This window comes from Staphylococcus pasteuri (assembly GCF_030547725.1).
In the GTDB taxonomy this organism is placed as follows: domain Bacteria; phylum Bacillota; class Bacilli; order Staphylococcales; family Staphylococcaceae; genus Staphylococcus; species Staphylococcus pasteuri.
The window spans coordinates 407,915-426,456 of record NZ_JAUOQO010000001.1; the positions used below are offsets into that span (position 1 = coordinate 407,915).

Annotated in this window: 10 protein-coding genes; 3 read left to right on the plus strand and 7 right to left on the minus strand. The window is 33.9% G+C overall.

Annotated features, from left to right (window positions below; genetic code table 11):
• Positions 1-5: 5 nt before the first annotated feature.
• The 4 genes from Q4528_RS01865 to pflB form a co-directional block, all read right to left on the minus strand.
• The gene (locus Q4528_RS01865) at positions 6-3,038 is read right to left on the minus strand and encodes an NADH-dependent flavin oxidoreductase (RefSeq protein ID WP_046467228.1); all 3,033 of its coding nucleotides are present in this window, start codon (positions 3,036-3,038) and stop codon (positions 6-8) included.
• Between the two features lie 71 nt (positions 3,039-3,109).
• Positions 3,110-4,039 carry an FAD:protein FMN transferase gene (locus tag Q4528_RS01870; RefSeq protein WP_082082899.1) on the minus strand — a complete coding sequence of 310 codons (930 nt, stop codon included), beginning with the start codon at positions 4,037-4,039 and terminating at the stop codon, positions 3,110-3,112.
• 311 nt (positions 4,040-4,350) lie between these two features.
• A complete protein-coding gene (gene pflA / locus Q4528_RS01875; protein WP_046467229.1) occupies positions 4,351-5,106 on the minus strand; it encodes a pyruvate formate-lyase-activating protein in 756 nt (251 codons plus the stop codon).
• 19 nt (positions 5,107-5,125) lie between these two features.
• A complete protein-coding gene (gene pflB / locus Q4528_RS01880) occupies positions 5,126-7,369 on the minus strand; it encodes a formate C-acetyltransferase (RefSeq protein ID WP_017637625.1) in 2,244 nt (747 codons plus the stop codon).
• Between the two features lie 366 nt (positions 7,370-7,735).
• On the opposite strand from pflB, the gene Q4528_RS01885 reads away from it, so the two are divergent.
• Positions 7,736-8,398 (plus strand): M15 family metallopeptidase, encoded by a 663-nt coding sequence (locus Q4528_RS01885; protein WP_046467230.1) that lies wholly within the window; start codon positions 7,736-7,738, stop codon positions 8,396-8,398.
• An 81-nt stretch (positions 8,399-8,479) separates the two neighbouring features.
• Here the strand turns inward: Q4528_RS01885 and Q4528_RS01890 are convergent, their stop codons facing one another.
• Together Q4528_RS01890 and pbp4 are read right to left on the minus strand one after the other, a co-directional pair.
• Positions 8,480-9,118 (minus strand): NAD(P)-dependent oxidoreductase, encoded by a 639-nt coding sequence (locus Q4528_RS01890; protein ID WP_029056733.1) that lies wholly within the window; start codon positions 9,116-9,118, stop codon positions 8,480-8,482.
• 161 nt (positions 9,119-9,279) lie between these two features.
• On the minus strand, positions 9,280-10,521 hold the full coding sequence (pbp4, locus tag Q4528_RS01895) for a penicillin-binding protein PBP4 (RefSeq protein WP_046467231.1): 1,242 nt from the start codon (positions 10,519-10,521) through the stop codon (positions 9,280-9,282).
• Positions 10,522-10,903: 382 nt separating this feature from the next.
• Here pbp4 and Q4528_RS01900 point away from each other — a divergent pair, with 382 nt between their 5' ends.
• On the plus strand, positions 10,904-11,260 hold the full coding sequence (locus Q4528_RS01900) for a DoxX family protein (RefSeq protein ID WP_029056731.1): 357 nt from the start codon (positions 10,904-10,906) through the stop codon (positions 11,258-11,260).
• Between the two features lie 84 nt (positions 11,261-11,344).
• On the opposite strand, the gene Q4528_RS01905 is transcribed toward Q4528_RS01900, so the two are convergent.
• Entirely contained in the window at positions 11,345-11,908 is a 564-nt protein-coding gene (locus tag Q4528_RS01905) for a PepSY domain-containing protein (RefSeq protein ID WP_046467232.1), read from the minus strand.
• A 566-nt stretch (positions 11,909-12,474) separates the two neighbouring features.
• On the opposite strand from Q4528_RS01905, the gene Q4528_RS01910 reads away from it, so the two are divergent.
• On the plus strand, positions 12,475-18,542 hold a 6,068-nt coding region (locus tag Q4528_RS01910), incomplete at its 3' end, for a lectin-like domain-containing protein (RefSeq protein WP_303520323.1).

Here is an 18,542-nt window from a genome sequence, read left to right on the forward strand (position 1 = left end):
CACTCCTATTCATTAGTAACTTGATGCGTAGCTGCACTTTTACCAGCAATTCTTCCATAAGTAAAGATATCAGCAAGTGCATTACCACCTAATCGGTTACCTGCATGAATACCTCCTGCTACCTCACCAGATGCATATAATCCTTCAATAATATGACCTTCAACATCAATAACTTGTGCTTGAGAATTAATTCGTAAGCCTCCCATAGTATGATGTACTGCTGGTTTACGAGGTGTTGCATAGAATGGTGCTTTTTCAATTTTTAAATCAAATGCACTTTTATTGAAATCATCATCATGACCTTGATCAACAAATTTGTTATAACGTTCGATAGTATTAATTAATTGTTGTGGTTCGATGTTTAGTTTTTCTGCTAATTCTTCTAATGTGTCACCTTTTACTAATGTACCGTCTTCAAGCTCATGATTAATTTTGTCTTCAGAAGTATTCATCGCTAATGATTTAATATTTTCATCAGCAATAATGTAGAACATACCTTCTTTTTGTTCTAATGCTGCTTTAGATAACACGTCTCTACTTTCAAATTCATTTACGAAACGTTGTCCTTCTTTATTAACAAATACGAAGTTAGATGGTGTCACAATTAAACCTGTGAATAGTGCGCCTGTTTTAGGGTCAGATATTGGCATCATTTGAGAGAATCCCATACCAACAAGTTCTGCACCTGCTTGGACACCTAAACGTATACCATCACCAGTAATTGCAGGTGAGTTAGTTGTTTTAATATCATCTGGAATACTATCCCAATACGTATTATATTGTTGTAACATTTTAGTATTAGCACCAAATCCACCTGTAGCAAGTACTACACCATGTTTTGTATGAATTTTAACTTTAGCTCCGTTTGCTTTACGAGCTTCAATACCTACAATTTTATTGCCTTCTTTGATTAATTTTTCGGCTGTTGTTTCAGTGAATATACGACCGTGATGTGTTTTAACATAGTCACCAAGATTTTCGATAAATTCTAAACCTTGTGCTTTCATTGGTTTATGACCACGACGCCATAATGCACCAACTGGCATATCTACGAATGAACGATCGAAATGTACCCCTTTTTCTGTTAGCCATTTAACAGAATCTAATACATTATCTGTGAGTGTTTTAACTAGTTCATAGTCACCTGTAATTTCTACATTATTTTTATCTTTACGTTTACCACCTAAATATGTTTGAATTCGGTGTAATTCAATTGAATCGAATAAGTTATTGCCTTTTTCACTATCGTCATCTAAATAGGCTTTAATTTGAGATTTTACTGTGCGGAAATCTTCTTTATAATCATCATCTATATCATTTTCATCATGTTCTAATAGTTGTTTTAATGTCTCATGTTCACCAGCTAATGCAGGGAAACTACCTTGCCATTCTGGTTCAACTGCATTGACTTGTCCGCCAGTACGTATCGTATTTCCTCCGATAGCAGCAAATTTTTCAAGCATAATCACTTCTTTACCTTCATCTAAAGCAGTAGCTGCAGCACTTAAACCTGCACCACCAGTACCGATTACAACAATATCTGTTGTTTCTTCAATTGTTTCGTTTGACCATTGAACAACTGGTTTAGGACGCGCGCGTAGTACATCAGGATCTTCGCCAGCTTGTTCAATCGCTTCAGCAATACCTTGAATAATACCTTCACTTGTAACAGTTGCCCCAGAAACTACGTCTACATTTAATGTTTGTCCTTCAATGATATCTTGTGGTAAACGTTCAAATACTGGATTAGCAATACCTTCAGATTCTCCACTGTCATCAACTTCAATACTTACAATTTTATCTTCAGACAGTTCTACTTTCATAGGTAAATTACCGTTATGTCCTTTAGCAAATACGTTATAAGTACCTTTATTAAATTTCACTTTTTTATTTTGTAATGCTTTAAGTTTTTCGTATTTTCTATGTTCTTCTTCTTTGTCTAATATCATAAAGTCCATTACTTTCCATAATGGTGATGGAATGTGTAATACTTTTTGGTCATGAATATCAACAAATTGTTCTACTTCTTGGTCGTTAATAATCTTTTCAGTCCAATTTGGTTCAATTAAGTATGCTTTACCAACTGCTAATAGGTCATATCCTAGTTCTAAAGCTTCTTCAGCATCTTGTTTTTGTGAAATGCTTCCAACACCTATTAAAGGAATGCTTGCCAATGTTTCATTTCTAGAATTTAAGTATTTATTAATTAATGGCTCAGAATCGTCTTGATTAACGATTGACGTACGTTTATAACTATTTGCTGAAATATGGAAGTAGTCAGGTTTATATTCAGCAAGTGTATTTAAGAGATACATTGTATCTTCAAATCTAATACCTGGTTCTTCTAATTCTTCTGGAGAGAAGCGATAACCTATAATAAAATCTTTAGCGTCTGCTTGAGCTACAACACTTTGAACTTTTTTCAATACTTCGATTGGGAATTTTGTACGTTTTTCTCGACTACCGCCCCATTCATCTTGTCTTCTATTAGAGTGAGGAGAGAAGAATTGTTGAATTAAATACGTATTCGCACCGTGAATTTCTACACCATCGAATCCCGCTTCAATTGCTCTACGAGTTGCTTCGCCAAAGTGATTAATCATTTGTTCTATTTGTGATGTAGTCATTTCACGCGGTGTTGCAGCATCAGGTCGCAATGCAGTAATTGGACTTGCGGAGATTGGCTGTTCTCCTTCATTTAATTTTGGATTAGCCATACGACCGGCATGATAAATTTGTAGAATTGCTTTTGATCCTTTGTCTTTAATCGCTTGTGCTAATCTTGCTAGACCTTTAACCTTTTCATCTGTGTCAACACCAATAGCACCCGGGAATCCACGTCCATGATCTTCAACAAAGCAACTTTCTACAATAATTGCAGCTGCGTCACCTGAACGGTATTGATAGTAATCTATCATTTCTGAAGTCACACTACCGTCAAAATAGCCAGCTTGAATTGTCATTGGCGCCATTACAATACGGTTTTTCAATTCAGCTCCAGAGTTCAATTTGACAGTATCTAAAATTTCTTTATTCATAAGTCATCCTCCTGATAAATTGTGATTATTTTCACATGTGTATTTAAAAATATAATACTCATTTAGAGTATTTAAATTACATATTTTTTTTGCATAGAAATTCTTGAAGTTGAGACGATGTCGCCATCACGTTTAACAATGACACCTTCAATACCATCTATTTGATTAAGTAGTTCAATATTTTGTGATGCTTGCCCAAAACTACAAATCGTAGTCCATATCTCGCAGTCCACAGAATGATCAGATACGATGGTTACACTAGCAATATCATTATTAACTGGGTATCCCGTTTTACTATCTAATATGTGATGATACAATTGATGATCTTTTATAAAATAGCGCTCATATATACCTGAAGTCACAACAGATTGTTGCTGAATGTCTAAAACTGCAAGTGGATTACTATTCTTATAAAAAGGATTACGAATACCTACCTTCCAACTTCTTGATGTTGGTGTATTTTCACCAATCGTAATCACGTTACCACCAAAATCAATAATCCCTGAAGTTACACCATGATTAATGAAAAATGTTTGAAGTTGATCAGCAAAATACCCTTTTACAAGAGCGCCTAAATCAATCTCCATACCTTTCTTAGTTAAATAAACTTCATTTGTTGCTTCATTCAATTCTAGATTTTCAGGATTCGTTAACGTTATCGCATATTGAATGTCTTGTTCATTCGGCTTTTTAGCATCTTCAAAACCAATTTTCCAAAGTTTAACTAAAGGGCCTATTAAGATATTCATTTTTTGATTAGAAGTTAATGTTGCATGATAACCTAGCTGAATCATTTTAAATATTTCATCACTAGTTACTACTGGCCTTATACCAGCCATTCGGTTAATTTTCATTAAATCTGAGTGCTCGTCATTAGCACTAAATTGTTTTTCCCAAGTATGAATTTTGGACTCGGCTTGAGATAAAATTGAATCTGGTTGATTGTGATTAATTGATAAGCGAATCACCGTCCCCATTGCATTAATTATGACGTTTTTCAATTTATCCCCTCCTGAAATATATTTTGATAGCGTTTACAAAAAGTGCTAAAAAAATATAAAATTTAGAAATATTGCTAACTAATTCTATTTCCAAGTTCATACTACCATAAATACACAAAAATAGTTAAAATATGATAAATGTTCACAATTAAAACACACTTTAAAAATAAACTTAATGATTATTAAATTATTTTTTATATTTTGATAAATAATTAACAATTACTTCAAATTTTATTAAAAATGGACATATCAAATTCTGCTTTGATATGTCCATAATTTGAAGGGTATTTTATGGGGTATAATATAGTTTTTTATAGCGTGATTGGAATTTTTCCTTTGAAATTAACGTATTGATATGCCATTTTGACTGCTTCATCATCTGGTGGTTCAACATTTTCTAATTCGTACGGAATGCCTAAATTTTTCCACTTGTGTACTCCGAGTTGGTGATAAGGTAAGATTTCAAATTTTTCAACATTATCTAGCGAATTGATAAATTCACCCAATTTAATTAAATCTTCTTTATCATCTGAAATTCCTGGTACTAGAACGTGTCTTATCCATATAGGTTGCTTCATATCTGAAAGCTTACGTGCAAATTTAAGAATATGTGTATTCGGTTTGCCTGTTAATTTAATATGTTTTTCATTATCGATATGTTTAATGTCTAAAAGCATGAGATCTGTATATTTTTGTAATTCATCAAAGTGACGATTAAACGCTATTGTATCGTTAACACATCCAGCAGAAGTATCAAGACATGTGTTTATTCCATTAGCTTTTAACTCTTTAAATAATGCTTCTAAAAATGGCATTTGTAGCAATGGTTCGCCACCACTAACTGTAACTCCTCCACCTGAGGCGTCAAAGTATGGCTTATAAGGCAATACTTCATTTACCATTTCATCTACTGTCACTTCTCTTGATGGCTCATTAATTTTCCATGTATCTGGATTATGACAATATAAACATCTTAATAAACAACCTTGTGTGAATAATATATATCTAATTCCTGGTCCGTCTACTGTACCCATACTTTCAACGGAGTGTAAGTGTCCTTTAAGCATTTTGCTCCCACCTTATTTTCTACATTTGTTCGTGGAATGTACGAGAAATAACATCCAATTGTTGTTCACGAGTTAATTTAATAAAGTTAACTGCATAGCCAGATACACGAATTGTTAATTGTGGGTATTCTTCAGGATGATCCATTGCATCTAGTAATGTTTCTCTATTAAATACATTGATATTTAAGTGATGGCCATGTTGCATAGCGTAACCGTCTAGCATACTTGTTAAGTTTTTGTTTTGTGATTCTTCTTCTTTACCTAGTGATTTTGGAACAATACTAAATGTATTTGAAATTCCATCTTTACAGCAATCATAAGGAATTTTAGCTACAGAACTTAATGATGATAATGCACCTTTTTGGTCGCGTCCATGCATTGGGTTAGCACCTGGTGCAAATGGTTCTCCAGCTTTACGTCCATCTGGTGTATTACCTGTTTTCTTACCATATACAACGTTTGAAGTAATCGTTAATACACTCATTGTATGTTCTGAATCACGATATGTTTTATGGCTACGTAATTTTGTCATAAAGCGTTCTACCAAGTCTACTGCAATATCATCTACACGGCTGTCGTTGTTACCATATTTAGGGAAATCTCCTTCGATTTCAAAGTCTGTCACAAGTCCATTTTCATCTCTAATAGGTGTTACTTTTGCATATTTAATTGCTGATAATGAGTCTGCTGCTACAGATAATCCTGCTATACCAGTAGCCATTGTGCGAATGATATTTGTATCATGTAATGCCATTTCGATTCTTTCATAGCTATATTTATCATGCATGTAGTGGATAATGTTTAATGAATTAATGTAGACACCTGCTAACCAATCCATCATTTTTTCAAATTTAGCAAAGACTTCATCATAATCAAGTACGTCAGATTTAATACCTTCGTAACTTGGTCCTACTTGTTTTCCAGATTTTTCATCTTTACCACCATTAATTGCATATAATAATGTTTTAGCTAAGTTAGCTCTTGCTCCGAAGAATTGCATTTGTTTACCAATTTTCATAGCAGATACACAACATGCAATACCATAGTCATCGCCATAACTTTCACGCATCAAGTCATCATTTTCGTATTGAATTGAACTTGTTTTAATACTCATTTTTGCACAATAAATTTTGAAGTTTTCAGGTAAACGCACTGACCAAAGTACTGTTAAGTTTGGTTCTGGTGCTGGACCTAAATTGTCTAATGAATGTAAGAAACGGAATGAGTTTTTAGTAACAAGTGGTCTGCCATCGATACCTACACCACCAATAGATTCAGTAACCCATGTTGGATCTCCTGAGAATAATTCATTATAGTCTGGTGTACGAGCAAATTTAACAATACGTAATTTCATAATGAAGTGGTCGATAATTTCTTGTACTTCACTTTCAGTAATGTCACCATTTTTCAAATCACGTTCTGCATAAATATCTAAGAATGTTGATGTACGTCCTAAACTCATTGCTGCACCATTTTGTTCTTTAATTGCAGCTAGATATGCTAGATATAACCATTGCACTGCTTCTTTAAAGTTAGTTGCTGGTCGACTTAAATCGAAACCATACATTTGACCTAATTCTTTTAATTCATTTAAAGCTCTATATTGTTCTGATAATTCTTCACGTAAACGAATTACATCTTCTGACATTTCAGTAGACATTGTATTGAAATCGTGAAGTTTTTCTTCCATTAAGAAATCTACACCGTATAATGCCACACGGCGGTAGTCTCCAATGATACGTCCACGGCCATAAGCGTCTGGTAACCCAGTAATAATTCCTGCTTTACGGCAATCTAACATTTCTCTGGAATATGCATCGAATACACCTTGGTTATGTGTTTTACGATAATCTGTGAAGACTTTTTCAGTTTCTGGATCTAATTCATATCCATATGCTTCACATGCAGCTTTCGCCATACGTATACCACCAAATGGTTGCATTGAGCGTTTGAATGGTTTATCTGTTTGAACACCAACGATTGTTTCTAAGTTTTTGTCTAAATATCCTGCATCATGTGAAGTGATTGTCGATGCAACTTTTGTATCCATATCCCACATGCCACCGCGATCACGTTCTTCTTTAGACAATTGCATCACTTGGTCCCATAATTTTGAAGTAGCTTCTGTTGGACCTTCTAGGAATGCGTCGTCGCCTTCATATAAAGAATAGTTTAATTGAATAAATTCTCTTACGTCTGAATGTCTATTCCAACGTCCATTTTTAAAACCTTGCCAAGCATGAGTATGATTTGTTTCTAACATACCTTTCGCCTCCAATTATTTATTATTAGTTAATTAATTCCAAATTTTGTTATCGCTTTCACAAAGAGTATAGCATGTATTTTGTGATTATTTTCACATAATTTATGGCTAAATTATATATAATATGTGGCTGATTAAAGAACCTGTGAAATAAATTAATACAGTATATCTTTTAAATTATCTGTTATATAACAATTTTATAGTTAATGGTAAAAAGAATAGTTTGTCACTTTAAAAAAGTGAATTTATTGACTAAATACAATTAAATTTTCAAGCAAATATGTTAGGCTAATTTAGTATGGAATGATGACATCATCTAACCTTCAAGTATTGAGTGATTAATAGTTTAAAGGAGTTAAATGTTACATGAAGAAGTTATATCTTTTTTTATTAATGGGATTATTAATACTGTCAGCATGTTCAAATGGTCATTTAGGTGAAAAAAATCAAAAAAGTGATAATAACCATTCGAAGAAAAATCATAAAAAGATTAAAAAAGACGGAAAGACATATATTGATGGTATTCTAATCGTAAATAAACAAATTAAATTACCTAAAGATTTCAATCCAGGAGAAAATCCAAAAGCGGTACGTGCTTTAAATAAAATGATGACAGATGCAAAGAAAGATAATATTCAATTATATAAAATAAGTGGTTTTAGAAGTTATCAAACACAAGTACAACTATTTAATAATTATAAAGCTAGAGATGGCGAAAAAGCTGCTAATAAATATAGTTCGAAACCAGGTCACTCTGAACATCAAACTGGATTATCATTTGATGTAGGAGCACAGGGCTCAGATAAAAATTTATATCGTAGCTTTGGTAAAACTAAAGAAGGTAAATGGATTAAAAAACATGCTGCTGATTATGGTTTCATTGTAAGATATGGGAAACATAAAGAGAATGAAACAGGTTATCAATATGAACCATGGCATTTACGTTATTTAGGAAAAGATAAAGCGAAAAAAGTTAAACAATCAGGTAAAAGTTTAGAATCATATTTAGGTTTATATCCTAGGAAATAAATAATAGAAAAAGGCGGAGATTTTGAATTGAATATCAACTCAAAATTTCCGCCTTACTTTATGATAAAAGTGATAACTTTATTATTTTTCTTCGCCTACAACTGTAAAACGTTCATTAATATGTTGTGGGTTTTCAATTTCATCTACAATAGCTATTGCAAAATCAGCATAGCTAATATAACTTTTTCCATTAGAATTCACTAATAGTTGATCTTTACCAGATTTATATTTACCAGTTCTTGCACCTTCATAATCAAATTCAGCTGAAGGACTTAAAAATGTCCAAGTAATTCCTTCTGCATTTTGTAATTCTTCAAGGTTTTGTCCTTGGCCTATTGCAGTTGGTTTGACTACATCTGGAAATTCTTCAGTGTCAATCAGTTTAGTAGTGTGAGCATCATCAACATATAAGCTTCCTGCACCACCAACAATAATTGCTCTAGTATCTGTACCTTTTAAAATATCAATTAAATGACGACCTGCATTAATATGACCTTCTGAATCGCCTAATGGTGCACCAAATGCATTTACCACTACATCAAATGCTGTAATATCAGAAGTAGTTAAATCATGAATATCTTTTTCAATGACATCTACATTTGAGTTCGAAACTTTTGATGCGTTTCTTACGATAGCCGTTACTTGGTTTCCTCTATCTACTGCTTCTTCTAAAATAAGTTGTCCAACTTTACCTGAAGCCCCAATAATTCCTACTTTCATTATAAACCCCTCCGTATTTCTAGTTATAAAGATTAATTTAAAAGCAATTAATCTATATATAAATGTAATCTTTGCAGTTACTTATGTTTTTGTCAATTTAATAGCTCTTAATACAAATTCTTATCCATAAAGTGGTAGGTTAGTTATCTCAATTTATATATTTATTTATTATTCTTAAAATAAATTTTGATACCAATAATTGTCAACATACCAAGTAATACAAGGCCTACGACCGCCATAAGTATGTAAAGGAAAATCATGCCCCAATGTGTCGTAGCTTCAACTTTAACGCTAGGGGCGTGATGATCTTTTATAAATTGTCTATCATAATCAACGTATAATCGATTGTCTTTAGAAACTTTCAATTTATATTTTTTCTTATCTTTTGGAACTAAATCATATAAATCTTTTTTAACTTCGTATTCCTTATCATCTATCTTATGTTCCCCTTTTGAAACAACTTTACGGTATTCATATTGTTTAAAAGCATGCTCAGTTAAAGCATTCGCAAGTTTTTGACGTGCGTGTTTAGCTTGTTCATTAGGATAGGGCATAACATTAAATATGCCAGTAACGATTCTTAAATGGTGTCGTTTAGCTGTTAATTCTAGATTATAGCCATTGTCACTAGTACCTGTTTTCAATCCATCAACATCTTTCATAGCATCTGCTTCATTTGGTAATGACGTATTTGTATTATGTAGCTCTTGATTAGATTGTGTATCTTTAGAAAGCTTTGTAATTTTTAAAACATCCGGATGTTCTTTTAACAAATTTGTGCTGAGTATAGCCATATCTCGTGCAGATGTATGAGAAATAGTATCATTTTTATATTTTTTCGGTTCATATGGTTGTAATACTTTATTATTTGCTCCACTTGGATTAGTAAATTTTGTATTTTTCATACCTAATTCTTTTGCTTTTTTATTCATTCTATCTGTGAATTTTGAAGAATTGCCATCAATATGTTCAGCTAAAACTAACGTAGAAGCATTACTTGATTCTAATGCTGCTTGTTTCAATAATTGATTGATTGTAACAGTTTCACCTTGTTTTAAAGGAAATGTTGTTAAATTAGGTAATTCTGACATTTTTTCATATCTTGATGTAATTTTTACTTTATCGTTCATTTTCACTTTTCCAGATTTAATATCATCGTATATTAAATTCATTGTCATCAATTTGGTTGTTGAAGCTGGATCAACTTGTTTTTTGTCGTGATAATTGTAGAGTATTTGTCCATCCTCAGTAGTTACTATCATACCTTTTGGATTGTATTGCTTATCAATGTTTTGTTTTTCTTGTTTAGCTACGTCTACAGGTGACTGTGATGCTAAAACAGTTGGTGATACAACGATTAAACACATAATTATCATCAGAATACTGGTCAAAACTTTTTTCAATGATGTTCCCCCTATTAATATTTTTATATCATTTAGTTACTATATGTAATTTGCATATACCTATATTTATAAGTGCCCTACTTAATTTCACTCTAAACTAATTTGGTATTTATGTATATATTATATGAACATAAGTATTATAACGTAATTGACTTACTCTATTAAAATTTTATTATCAAATTTTGTAAAATATGTATTTCTAAAGTAAGAAGGACTTTATTTTTTAAAATTTATAGCATTTTATCGTTTTATTACATTTTGTAATCTATTTTTAATTGTTTAGTTACAATAAATATCTGATTTGTTCTTGAATGTAAATAGCTAGCATTGTAATATAACTGTTATATCAAGTATATAAAATATACAAAAGGAGTTATACGCTATGAGAATAGGATTATTATTAATTAGACTTATGTTAGGTGTCACTTTTACAATACATGGTTCACAAAAGGTATTTAGTGGATTTAAAGAACCTATGGAAATGATGGCTGGCTTAGGCTTTCCAGCATTTTTAGGCATTTTATTAGGATTGTTTGAATTTATTGGTGGTATCTTTATGATTATAGGTTTACTTTCAAATTACGTTGCTGCTGGTTTTATCGTTATTATGCTAGGCGCATTATTTACGGTACATCTATCACAAGGTTATATGGCTTCAGAACTTGTAATTATACTTCTAGTTATGAGTATTGCTGTAATGATCTCTTATAATTGGAAGAAATTATTAGAACTATATTAATTTTTAAATAGAACATTCAGATACACGAAAAGCAACCTAACATATCGTTAGGTTGCTTTTTCAAATACGATTTTCTATTATATACTAATCATCTTGTTGATTGTCTAATACTTTACCTGTTTTAGCATCGACTGTTATTTCATGTTTTTCTTTACCTTTTTGTAGGTCGAAATCATAAACTAATTTTCCATCATCTTTAGATAATGACCATTCTTTAACGTCACCGTCAAATTCTTTTTGAGCAGATTTAATGGCATCTTTATAATCTTTTACATCACTATATTTAAACGAATCATTAGAATTATTAGATTCGCCTTTTTCAGTTTCTTTATGAATTACCTTTTTATCTTTGTCATTAATAATGACTTCTGATTCTTTGTTATTCTTAGTGTCTTGTTGTTCAACTTTGTATACCCAGTCGCCATTTGATTTTTCATATGAAATATCTTTTAAATCTTGACCTTTATATGTTTGTTGCGCTTTTTTAATCGCATCTTCAGGATTTGTCTTAATATCTTTTACTGCTACAGTAGTATCTTTTGTACCTTCGTCTTTTTTATTTGAAGCTGAATCACTACCTCCATTGCCACACGCACCTAATAAAATGGCTGCCGATGATAATAAAGCTATTGTTTTTGTATGTTTCATTGTTAGTCTCTCCTTTATATTAGATATTTCTTAATCCCCAACTTTCTATACAAAAAAACTTAAATTAAGGAATTGTAAAGATTTTGTAAAGATTTATTGAAGGTAAATGTTTACAGTAGTTCACTTATATTAAAGTATTTATCATTGCTTTTTATTGAATTTTACGTTTCGATTGTACTTAAAAATTTTAGAATATCAGTTCTAAATTAGACACCGAGCACATTGACGCCAGACAAACCTCAGTATCCCCTCATATAAATTAACTACACTCTTTTTGATTTTTATAAATCTTTAAATGCTTTCAAAATTAATAATCACAAAAAACTTTTTTAGAAATAGATTTGTGAACAGTTATACTTGTATTACAACAAATATATTATACAAACTTATTGAATTTTACTCTATTCGTTGTAATAGGATAACAATTTTATTTTCCAAATAATATAAATATATTTTAATCTCAAAGTGTGATATATTTGTTACGTAATATGAAGTTAAATATTAGTGTATTATTACATTGAGACTAACCCATTCTTACACAGCAACATTTAAAGGAGTATGGTTCAATGTCAAAAAGACAAAGAAATTTAAAACACAGTTTAGAAAACGAAAAATCTCGGGTTAAATTATATAAATCTGGGAAACATTGGATTAAATCAGGTATCAAAGAAATTAAATTAATGCGAATCATGGGATTACCTATCTTTTCCAATCATACAATGGAAGATTCTGATGAAGGTAAAGAAAAAGGTAACTTTGTAAAAAGAAATGCTATAAAAGCTTCTACAATAGCAGGTGGCGCTTTTACAGTTAATATGTTACATAATCATCAAGCAATGGCAGCTTCTGAATTACCTGTAACTTCAGAGCTTTCTACACAAAGTCAAGCAGTCGCAAATCAAAATTCAACTGAACTTAAACATGCAAGCAATAGTGAAAACACAGCGAAAAGTGAATCTGTTTCATCAGAAAAAACACAAAGTTCTGAAAAAAATGACACAACTGATAGTACTCAATCTACGTCTAGTAGTAGCGAGAAATCAGATACACAATCTAGTGAAAGCGTTGAAAATAAATCTGAACAACATAGTGAAACTGATCAAACTAACAAACAGAATTCTGATTCAGAGCAAGCTTCTAAGTCTAGTCAATCAGACCATAGTAACTCTGAAGCAAGCAAAAATGATTCAAAAAATTCTCAAAGTACAAAATCTACTTCATCATCTAACGATAATTCATCTGATTCACAATCGCAGAAATCAGAAACAGCTACAAATGAAAGTAAAACAAGTACTTCAAGTGAAACTAAATCAACTTCACCAGACTCTCAATCTCAAGCTTCAACGAAAAATACCGACAGTCAATCATCTGCAGGTGCTACATCAAGTGAATCCCCAAAACAAAATACATTAAATAGTGAAGCGATTACGAATAAAACATCATATATTAATGAAAGAATGACACATACTGCTTCTGAGAGTGTTGTCACTACACCGGTTGCTAGTGAATCTAGTAAATCGACTAGTACAACTAAAGTACGTGCATTTAGTAGATTAGCGGTCAATCGTTTAGCAGCTGCAGCAACAACAGCATCACCAATTGCACCTACAACTTCACAGGTCGTAGTTGATAAGGATAACTTTACTGATCATTTCACAACTAGCGGTTCTGCAACATACGATCAAAGTACTGGCGTTGCAACATTAACTCCAGATGTTGGCGGACAAAAAGGTGCTATATCTCTAGGTACTAAAATTGACTCAAATAAAAGTTTCCATTTTGAAGGTAAAGTTAACCTAGGAACTCGTTATGAAGGAACTTCTCCAGACGGCGTCACTGGTGGCGATGGTATCGGTTTCGCCTTTTCACCAGGTACACTCGGACAAATTGGTAAAGAAGGGGCTGCCTTAGGTATTGGTGGCTTGAATAATGCTTTCGGCTTTAAGTTAGATACTTATCATAATACCTCACAACCTAACTCATCTGCCAAAGCTAATAAAGACCCTGCTAGTGTAGGTGGCGGTGGCGCATTCGGTGCATTTGTAACAACAAATAATTCAGGCGTAGCAACAACTTATACAGATAATACAAAAACTGCTAATGCGGCTAAATTAACAACACAACCTAATGGTACTTTCCAAGATTTTATCATTGATTATAATGGTGATACGAAAGTCATGACAGTAACATATGCTGGACAAACGTGGACTAGAAATATTTCTGATTGGATTAAAGCCAGTAAAAATACTAACTTCTCGCTATCTATGACAGCGTCTACTGGTGGAGCTCGAAATTTACAACAAGTTGAAATTGACTCATTCACGTATACTGAAACTGCTACGGCACAAGTTCACTATGTTGATGCCGATACTGGTAAAGAAATCGTTGCAGCTAAAACACTGGCTGGAGACGTAGACAATACTGTCACTATTGATGATCAACAAAGCGCGATTACGGCTAAAGGTTATCAATTAGTAAATATAGATAGTACATATGCACCAACATATAACGCAACAAATAAAACAGTTAAATTAACAAATGCAGGGCAAGCTATAACTGTCTTTTATAAAGATGTACAGGCACCAACTATTAACATGTCTAATCAAACTAAAGAAATTAATAGCCCAATTTCACCTATTACAGTGAATACAACAGATAATGGTACTGGCACTGTTACAAATACTGTTACAGGTCTACCTTCTGGATTAAGTTATGATTCAGCATCAAACACAATTACTGGAACTCCTACACAATTAGGAAATAATACTGTTACTGTCACTTCAGTTGATCAAGCCGGTAATTCGTCTACATCGACATTTAACATTAATGTAGTGGATACTACTAATCCGGTTATTAATATTAATAATCAATCTAACCAAGTACTATCACCTATTAATAACGTAACAATTGATACAAGTGACAACAGTGGTTCAACAACTGATACTGTAACTGGATTACCACCAGGTTTAACTTATGATCCTACAACTAAAACAGTTAGTGGCACACCTACTACAATGGGTGACTATACTGTAACAGTTACATCTAAAGATGCTAGTAATAATACAACTACTAAAACATTTACTTGGAATATTGGAAGAAATGCAGAAAGTGATTCTATTTCTAACTCACAAAGTACTTCAACAGTTGATAGTACAAGTACTTCAAATAGTACATCTAATAGTAATAGTATTTCGTCATCAAATAGTACTAGTGCATCTATAAGTAATTCTACGAGTGCTTCAACTTCTGGTAGTACAAGTGCGTCACTAAGTAACTCACAAAGTACTAGTGCATCCTTGTCTGATAGTCAATCAGTAAGTAATAGCATGTCAGTTTCTAATAGTGCAAGTGCGTCATTAAGCGATTCTATTAGCGCTTCAACTTCTGGTAGTACAAGTGCTTCACTAAGTGACTCACAAAGTACTAGTGCGTCCATGTCTGATAGCCAATCAGTAAGTAACAGCATGTCAGCTTCTGATAGCACAAGCACTTCTGTAAGTGAATCTCAAAGTTCTAGTACTTCTATGTCGGATAGCGCGAGTGCTTCAACTTCTGATAGTGCTAGTGCTTCACTAAGTGATTCATTGAGTACGTCTGTTTCAGATAGCACGAGCACTTCTGTAAGTGATTCAAATAGTACTAGTACTTCGACATCACTTTCTGATAGTTCTAGTACATCTATGAGTGATTCTACTAGTACTAGTACGTCTACGTCTGATAGTGCAAGTACTTCACTAAGTGATTCATTGAGTACTTCTGTTTCTGACAGCACGAGTACGTCTGTGAGCGATTCAAATAGTACAAGTACTTCTACTTCGCTTTCTGATAGCGCAAGCACGTATACTAGCGATTCATCTAGTACAAGTACTTCTACGTCTGATAGCACAAGTGCTTCACTAAGTGATTCATTGAGTACGTCTGTTTCTGATAGCACGAGCACTTCTGTGAGCGATTCAAATAGTACAAGTACTTCTACTTCACTTTCTGATAGCGCAAACACATCGACAAGTGACTCTACTAGTACAAGTACGTCGACGTCTGATAGTGCTAGTGCTTCACTAAGTGATTCATTGAGTACTTCTGTTTCTGACAGCACGAGTACGTCTGTGAGTGATTCAAATAGTACTAGTACTTCTACATCGCTTTCTGATAGTGCAAGCACGTCGACTAGCGATTCGTCTAGTACTAGTACTTCCACTTCGGATAGCACAAGTGCTTCACTAAGTGATTCATTGAGTACGTCTGTTTCAGATAGCACGAGCACTTCTGTAAGTGATTCATCTAGTACGAGTACTTCTACATCACTTTCTGACAGTGCAAGCACATCGACAAGTGACTCTACTAGTACAAGTACTTCCACTTCGGATAGCGCAAGCACTTCTACAAGTGATTCATTGAGTACTTCTGTCTCCGATAGCACGAGCACTTCTGTAAGTGAATCAACTAGTACTAGTACATCTACTTCGCTTTCTGATAGTGCAAGCACTTCTACAAGTGACTCTACTAGTACAAGTACTTCTACGTCTGATAGTACAAGTGCTTCACTAAGTGATTCGACTAGTACATCAATATCACTCTCTGATAGTGCAAGCACGTCGACAAGTGACTCTACTAGTACAAGTACATCGACGTCCGATAGTACAAGTACTTCTCTAAGTGATTCTGCTAGTACTTCTGTCTCTGACAGCACGAGCACGTCTGTAAGTGATTCATCTAGTATGAGTACTTCTACGTCGCTTTCTGACAGTGCAAGCACGTCTACGAGTGACTCATCTAGTACAAGTACGTCGACTTCTGATAGCACAAGTACTTCTCTAAGTGATTCTACTAGTACTTCTACGTCACTCTCTGATAGTTCTAGTACGTCATTGAGTGATTCTGCTAGTACAAGCACTTCGACATCTGATAGTGCAAGTACGTCTGTAAGGAATTCTACTAGTACGTCTATTTCTGCTAGTACGAGTACGTCTGTGAGTGATTCATCTAGCATGAGTACTTCTACGTCACTTTCAGACAGTGCAAGCACATCGACAAGTGAATCATCTAGTACAAGTACGTCGACTTCTGATAGCACAAGTACTTCTCTAAGTGATTCTGCTAGTACAAGTACTTCGCTTTCTGATAGCGCAAGTACGTCATTGAGCGATTCATCTAGCACGAGTACTTCGCTTTCTGACAGTTCTAGTACTTCTATGAGTGACTCAGCTAGTACACAAACGTCGCTTTCTACTAGTACGAACGAATCAATGAGTGAATCATCTAGCATAAGTTCTTCATTATCTAATAGTGTAAGTACTTCTACTTCAGGTAGTACTAGTACATCATTGAGTGGTTCATCTAGTACGAGTACGTCACTTTCTGACAGTTCTAGTACGTCATTGAGCGACTCATCTAGCGTGAGCACTTCTACTTCGGTTAGTACGAGCACTTCTCTAAGTGGTTCGACAAGCACGAGTACGTCGTTTTCTGATAGTTCTAGTACGTCATTGAGCAATTCATCTAGTGATAGCACTTCTATTTCAGATAGTACAAGTACTTCGTTAAGTGATTCTGCTAGTACAAGTACTTCACTTTCTGACAGTACGAGTACTTCATTGAGTGGATCAGCTAGCACAAGTACTTCTACTAGTACGAGCACTAGTACATCGCAAAGTGATTCTACTAGTACGAGCACGTCACTTTCTGACAGTACAAGCACTTCATTGAGCGGTTCGACTAGTACGAGTACATCACTTTCTGACAGTTCTAGTACATCATTGAGCGACTCATCTAGTGATAGTGCCTCTACTTCGGATAGTACAAGTACTTCATTAAGCGATTCATCTAGTACGAGTACGTCGCTTTCTGACAGTTCTAGTACGTCGCTAAGTGGTTCATCTAGCACAAGTACTTCTACTTCGGTTAGCACAAGCACTTCACTAAGTGATTCTACTAGCACGAGTACGTCGCTTTCTGACAGTTCTAGCACTTCTCTAAGTGGTTCAACTAGTACGAGTACGTCACTTTCTGATAGTTCTAGTACGTCATTGAGTGAGTCTTCTAGTGATAGTGCCTCTACTTCAGATAGTACAAGTATTTCATTAAGCAGTTCGACTAGCACGAGTACGTCACTTTCTGACAGTTCTAGCACTTCTCTAAGTGGTTCAACTAGTACGAGTACGTCGCTTTCTGATAGTTCTAGTACGTCATTGAGTGAGTCTTCTAGTGATAGTGCCTCTACTTCAGATAGTACAAGTACTTCATTAAGCAGTTCTGCTAGCACGAGTACGTCACTTTCTGATAGTACAAGCACTTCTCTAAGTGGTTCGACTAGTACGAGCACGTCACTTTCTGACAGTTCTAGTACGTCATTGAGTGAATCATCTAGTGACAGTGCCTCTACTTCGGATAGTACAAGTACTTCATTGAGTGGTTCGACTAGCACGAGTACATCACTTTCTGATAGTACAAGCACTTCTCTAAGTGAATCATCTAGTACGAGCACGTCACTTTCTGACAGTTCTAGTACGTCATTGAGCGACTCATCTAGTGATAGTGCCTCTACTTCGGATAGTACAAGTACGTCATTGAGTGGTTCGACTAGCACGAGTACGTCACTTTCTGATAGTACGAGCACTTCGTTAAGTGAATCATC

Bases quoted from the DNA above. Each gene is read 5' to 3' on its own strand.
- Q4528_RS01865 (WP_046467228.1), bottom strand. From the start codon at position 3,038: ATGAATAAAGAAATTTTAGATACTGTCAAATTGAACTCTGGAGCTGAA.
- Q4528_RS01885 (WP_046467230.1), top strand. From the start codon at position 7,736: ATGAAGAAGTTATATCTTTTTTTATTAATGGGATTATTAATACTGTCA.
- Q4528_RS01890 (WP_029056733.1), bottom strand. From the start codon at position 9,118: ATGAAAGTAGGAATTATTGGGGCTTCAGGTAAAGTTGGACAACTTATT.
- Q4528_RS01905 (WP_046467232.1), bottom strand. From the start codon at position 11,908: ATGAAACATACAAAAACAATAGCTTTATTATCATCGGCAGCCATTTTA.
- pflB (WP_017637625.1), bottom strand. From the start codon at position 7,369: ATGTTAGAAACAAATCATACTCATGCTTGGCAAGGTTTTAAAAATGGA.
- pflA (WP_046467229.1), bottom strand. From the start codon at position 5,106: ATGCTTAAAGGACACTTACACTCCGTTGAAAGTATGGGTACAGTAGAC.
- Q4528_RS01900 (WP_029056731.1), top strand. From the start codon at position 10,904: ATGAGAATAGGATTATTATTAATTAGACTTATGTTAGGTGTCACTTTT.